At 72.6% G+C, this 6,229-nt stretch carries 2 protein-coding genes; both read left to right on the top strand.

Features of this window, described 5'->3' with window-relative positions:
* A partial coding sequence (locus ACT4N7_RS27930; RefSeq protein WP_444831859.1) for an SDR family NAD(P)-dependent oxidoreductase occupies window positions 1-1,682 on the top strand: 1,682 nt, incomplete at its 5' end.
* Window positions 1,683-1,723: 41 nt separating this feature from the next.
* Window positions 1,724-6,229, top strand: a 4,506-nt coding sequence (locus ACT4N7_RS27935) for a beta-ketoacyl synthase N-terminal-like domain-containing protein (protein ID WP_444831860.1), incomplete at its 3' end; no start/stop codon positions are given.

Consider the following 6,229-nt stretch of genomic DNA (forward strand, 5'->3'; position numbering starts at 1 on the left):
AGGAGCGGTTCCGTGCGGTGGCGGGCAGTGTGGACGTGGTGTTGAACGCGTTGGCTGGGGAGTTCGTGGACGCGTCGCTGCGGTTGTTGGCCCCGGGCGGTCGTTTCCTGGAGATGGGCAAGACCGACATCCGCGACGCGACGGAGCTGCCGGGAATCCGGTACCTGCCATACGACCTGGTCGACGCGGGCCCGGACCGAACCGGCCAGATGCTCACCGAAGTGACGGATCTGTTCGCGCAGAAGGCTTTGCAGGCGCTGCCGGTGGCGACCTGGGACGTGCGCCGGGCGCCGGAGGCGTTCCGGTTCATGAGCCTGGCCCGGCACGTCGGCAAGATCGTGCTGACCGTGCCGCAGGACTGGGACCCCGAGGGCACGGTGCTCATCACCGGCGGCACCGGCGGCCTCGGCGCGGAACTGGCCCGGCACCTCGTGGCCACGCGGGGTGTGCGGCACCTGCTGCTGGTGAGCAGACGCGGCCCCGACGCCCCCGGCGCGGCAGAACTGCGCGCCGAACTCGAACGCGCGGGCGCCCGGGTCGCGATCACCGCATGCGACACCGCCGAGCGCACCGCCGTGGCCGCCCTGCTGGCCGGGGTCGCGGCCGAGCACCCGCTCACCGCGGTCGTGCATGCCGCGGGTGTGCTGAGCGACGGGCTGGTCGGCGACCTGACCCCGGCGCGGATGGCGGCCGTGCTGCGGCCCAAAGTGGACGCCGCCTGGCACCTGCACGAGCTGACCCGCGACCTCGACCTGGCCGCTTTCGTGCTGTATTCCTCGGTTTCCGGTGTGCTGGGCAGTGCGGGCCAGGGCAACTACGCCGCGGCGAACACGGTGCTGGACGCGCTGGCGGCGCACCGCCGCGCCCAGGGCCTGCCCGCGGTCTCCCTACCCTGGGGGCCGTGGGCGCAGGGCAGCGGCATGACCAGCGGCCTCACCGAGGCCGATCTGCGCCGGATGGCCAGGTCCGGTATGCCGCCGATCAGCACCGGCCAGGGACTCGACCTGTTCGACACGGCGATGTCCTGCGACGCGGCCGTGGTGATCCCGCTCCGACTGGATCTGGTCGCGCTGCGGGCACAGCACGAGGTGCAGCACGTGTTCCGCGGCCTGGTGAAGTCCGGCAGGCGCATCGCCGCGCACGCGGACACCCGGCCCGGGGGGACGCTGGAGCACCGGTTGGCCGGTATGCGCGAGGCCGAGCGTGCCCGGGCGCTGCTCGACCTGGTCCGGGCCGAGGCGGCCGCGGTGCTGGGACACGGCGGCGCGACCGCGGTCGGCGCCACCCGCGAGTTCCGCGACCTCGGCTTCGACTCGCTGACCTCGGTGGAACTGCGCAACCGGCTCAACACCATCACCGGGCTGCGCCTGCCGACCACGCTGGTGTTCGACTATCCGACCTCCGCCGCGGTCGCCGATTTCCTCGGCACCGCCCTGGCACCCGCGGCGACATCGGAGTCCGCTTCCCCGCAGGCGGATCTCGACCGGCTCGACACGACCCTCCGGTCGTCCACTGTGGACCTGACCGAGCGCGCCGAACTCGCGGACCGGCTGGCGGGCCTGCTCGCGTGGCTGCGCGAACCCCTGCCGCAGGCCCCGGTGGTGATCGCCGAGGACGACATCGAGAACGTGTCCGTGGACCGACTGTTCGACCTCATCGACGAGGAGTTCAACCTTTCGTGAGTGACAGTGGCCGCAGTCCCCGGCATGGTGAGGATGGACCAGTGCAGGACGACCAGCAGGACAAGGTAGTCGACTACCTCAGGCGGGTCACGGTCGATCTGCGCCGCGCCCGGGCGCGGGTCCAGGACCTGGAGCTGCGCGCGGCCGAGCCCATCGCGATCGTCGGCATGGCCTGCCGGTTCCCGGGCGGCGTCGGCTCGCCGGAAGACCTGTGGCAGGTGGTCGAGCAGGGCCGCGACGGCATCTCCGAGTTCCCCACCGACCGCGGCTGGGACCTCGACGCGCTGCTCGGCGGGACGGAAAGCCCTGCCCTGGGCGGATTCCTGACCGACGCGGCGGGCTTCGACGCGCGGTTCTTCGGCCTGTCACCGCGCGAGGCGCTGGCGATGGACCCGCAGCAGCGGCTGCTGCTGGAGACGTCCTGGGAGGCCGTCGAACGCGCGGGCCTGGACGCGAACCGGTTGCGCGGCAGCCGAACCGGGGTGTTCGTCGGCGCCTCCGGCACCGGCTACGCCGACCTGCTCGCCGACGAGTCCGAGGGGCTGATCCTGACCGGCACGACGGGCAGCGTCATGTCCGGCCGGATCTCCTACACCTTCGGCCTGGAGGGGCCCTCGATCACGGTCGACACGGCGTGTTCGTCGTCGCTGGTCGCGCTGCACCTGGCCTGCCAGTCCCTGCACGACGACGAGTGCGACCTGGCGTTGGCGGGCGGCGCCGCCGTGCTGTCGGACCTCTTCCTGTTCACCGAGTTCGCCAAGCAGGGCGGGCTCGCCCCCGATGGTCGCTGCAAGGCGTTCTCCGACGACGCCGACGGCACCGGCTGGTCCGAGGGCGTCGGCATGCTGGTGGTCGAGCGGGTGTCCGACGCGCAGCGCAACGGACACCCGATTCTGGCTGTGGTGCGCGGTTCCGCGGTGAACTCCGACGGCGCGTCGAACGGGCTGACCGCGCCGAACGGCCCGTCGCAGCAGCGGGTGATCCGGCAGGCGCTCACCGCCGCCGGTCTGTCCACTTCGGACGTCGACGTGCTGGAGGCGCATGGTACCGGCACCGCGCTGGGCGACCCGATCGAGGCGCAGGCCGTGCTGGCCACCTACGGCCAGGACCGCGACCGACCGCTGCTGCTCGGGTCGATCAAGTCGAACATCGGGCACGCGCAGGCGGCGGCCGGTGTCGCCGGGATCATCAAGATGGTCATGGCGCTGCGGGCCGGGACGGCACCGAAGACGCTGCACCTGGACACCCCGTCGTCGCATGTGGACTGGGCGGCGGGCGCGGTCGAGCTGCTGACCGAGCACACGGCGTGGCCCGAGCTGGACCGGCCGCGGCGGGCGGCGGTGTCGTCGTTCGGGATCAGCGGCACCAACGCGCACGTGGTGCTGGAGCAGGGATCGGATCCGGTCGAGAGCGAGCAGTCGACGGTGCCCGCCGCTGTGCCGTGGTTGGTGTCGGCGCGGACGTCCGCGGGCCTGGACACCCAGGTCGAGCGGTTCCGGGCGTTCCTGGCGGAGACCACCCGGTCGCCGCTGGACATCGGGTTCTCGCTGGCCGCGGGCCGCGCGACGCTGGAGCACCGAGCTGTCCTGCTGGGGGCTGGCGAGGCCGCGCGGGGGGTCGCGGGTGACCGGGTGTTGGCGGTGCTGTTCTCGGGTCAGGGGTCGCAGCGGCTGGGGATGGGCCGGGAGTTGGCTGCCCGTTTCCCGGTGTTCGCGGCCGCGTTCGACGCGGTGGTGTCCGAATTGGACGGACACCTCGGCGAGTCGTTGCGCGCGGTGGTGTGGGGTTCGGACGCGTCGGCGCTGAACGGGACCGGGTGGGCGCAGCCCGCGCTGTTCGCGATCGAGGTGGCGCTGTTCCGGCTGCTGGAGTCGTTCGGGATCGTGCCGGACGTCGTGGGTGGGCATTCGATCGGTGAGGTGGCGGCGGCGCACGTGGCAGGCGTGTTGTCGCTTTCGGACGCGGGTCGGCTGGTGGCGGCGCGGGCTCGGTTGATGGCGGGGTTGCCCGCGGGTGGGGCGATGGTGGCGGTGGGCGCGTCGGAGGCTGACGTCGCGCCGCTGCTGACCGAGGGCGTGTCGATCGCGGCGGTGAACGGGCCCGCTTCGGTTGTGGTCGCTGGGGAAGAGTCGGCTGTGCTGGCGGTCGTGGCGCGGTTGGGCGGGTGCAAGACGTCGCGGCTGGCGGTGTCGCACGCGTTCCATTCGCCGTCGATGGAGCCGATGCTGGCCGAGTTCGGCCGTGCCATCGAGGGGTTGTCGTTCGCGGCGCCGGAGATCCCGGTGGTGTCGAACCTGACCGGTCGGATGGCGACCGCGGGCGAGCTGAGTTCGCCGGAGTACTGGGTGCGGCACGTGCGGGAGACCGTCCGGTTCGCCGACGGTGTCACGGCGCTGTTCGAGTCCGGTGTGGACACTGTGCTGGAGTTGGGGCCGGATGGCGTGCTGGCCGCGCTGGTGTCGGGATCGGCGCCCGAGGGCACGGTGGCGGTGCCGGTGCTGCGCAAGGACCGGTCGGAGGAACTCGCCGCCGTCACCGCCCTCGCCGCGCTGCATGTCCGCGGTGTGACCGTCGACTGGGCCGCGTTGTACGCCGGGTCGGGTGCGCGTCGGGTGGACCTGCCCACCTATGTCTTCGACCGCAAGCGGTTCTGGCCCAGTGGTGCCCCCCGGACGGCGCGGATCTCCGGGCATCCGCTGCTGGGCACGGCCGTCGAGTTGGCCGATGGCGGCGGTGTGGTGTTCGCGTGCCGGGTGTCGCTGGGAACCCAGCCGTGGTTGGCCGACCACGTGGTGGCCGGCTCGGTCGTGCTGCCTGGGACCGCGTTGCTGGAGTTGGCGATTCAGGCCGGTGACGATGTCGAGGGCGTGCGCGTCGAGGACTTGACGCTGGCCGCGCCGCTGGTGCTGCCCGCCCGGGGTGTGGTGCAACTCCAGGTGCGGGTGGGTGAGCAGGAGACGGGCAGGCGTTCGGTGGAGGTCTTCTCCCGTGCCGCGGAGGGGGACGGGTGGGTTCGGCACGCGTCGGGTGTGTTGGCTTCCGGGGCGTCGGCCGGGGCTGGGTTCGATGTGTCGGTATGGCCGCCCGCGGGCGCGGAGTCCGTTGACCTGACTGAGGTCTACGACGACCTCGCGGGTGTGGGCCTGGCGTACGGACCGGTGTTCCGGGGGTTGCGGGCGGTGTGGCGGCGTGCGGGAGAGGTGTTCGCCGATGTCGCGCTGCCCGAGCAGGTCGGCGACGCAGGCGAGTTCGGGGTGCACCCGGCGCTGCTGGACGCGGCGCTGCACGCGACCGGGTTCCTCGACGGGTCGGGTGGGGCGTTGGTTCCGTTCGCGTGGAGCGACGTGGTGCTGCACGCGTCGGGCGCGGGTCGGTTGCGGGTTCGGTTGGCGCGCACCGGGTCTGACGCGGTGTCGGTGACGGCTGTCGACGTCGAGGGTGCGCCCGTGCTCACGGTGGGTTCGCTGGTGATGCGCGCGCCTGCCGTCGGTCCGGTTCGTGATGAGCGGAACCCGTTGCTGCGCCTGGAATGGGTCTCCGCGCCCGCCGAGGTACCCGCGTCGGCGCGGTGGGCGGTGGTGGGCGGCGACGACTTCGGTGTCGGTGCCGCGTTGGTTCGTGCCGGTGGCCCGGCGCCCGCGGTGGTCGATTCGGTGGGCGACTTGGCCGACCCGGTGCCGGACTTCGCTGTGCTCACAGTCGTCGGTGGCGCCGACGACGTGCCTGCGGTGGTGGGTGCGGTGACAGCCCGAGTGCTGGCCGTGGTGCGGGAGTGGTTGGGCGACGGGCGGTTCGCGCAGGCGCGGCTGGTGGTGGTGACCCGTGGCGCGGTCACTGTGGACGGTGGCGATGTCGCGGACCTCGGTGCGGCGGGGGTGTGGGGACTGGTGCGGTCCGCGCAGGCGGAGAACCCCGATCGGTTCCTGCTGGTCGATGTCGACGGCGCGGACGGTGACCTGAGCCTGGTGGCCGGGTTGGCGGCATCGGGTGAGTCGCAGTTCGTCGTGCGTGGCGGTGCGGTGCGGGTCGGGCGGTTGGTGCGGGCGTCGGGGACGGAACTGGTGGCGCCGCTTGGAGTCCCGTGGCGGTTGGACTCGGTGGACAAGGGGAATCTGGACGGCTTGGCACTCGTGCCGTGCCCGGAGGTGGCCGAGCCGTTGGCCGGTCGGCAGGTGCGGGTCGCGGTGCGGGCGGCGGGGGTGAACTTCCGGGATGTGCTGAACGCGTTGGGGATGTATCCGGGCGAGGCCGGGTTGCTGGGTTCCGAGGCCGCGGGCGTGGTGGTGGAGATCGGCCCGGACGTGCGCGGTATCGCCGTGGGGGAGCGGGTGCTGGGGTTGGTGGCGGGCGGGTTCGGATCCGTTGTGGTGGTGGACGAGCGCAACGTCATCCGGGTGCCGCAGGGGTGGTCGTGGGAGGCGGCGGCGTCGGTGCCGGTGGTGTTCTTGACTGCCTACTTCGGACTCGTTGACTTGGCGGGGTTGCGGCCGGGGGAGAAGGTGTTGATTCACGCGGGTGCTGGTGGGGTGGGGATGGCGGCGATCCAG

Origin of the sequence: Actinokineospora sp. (assembly GCF_052390155.1) — a bacterium.
Taxonomy (GTDB): Bacteria; Actinomycetota; Actinomycetes; order Mycobacteriales; family Pseudonocardiaceae; genus Actinokineospora.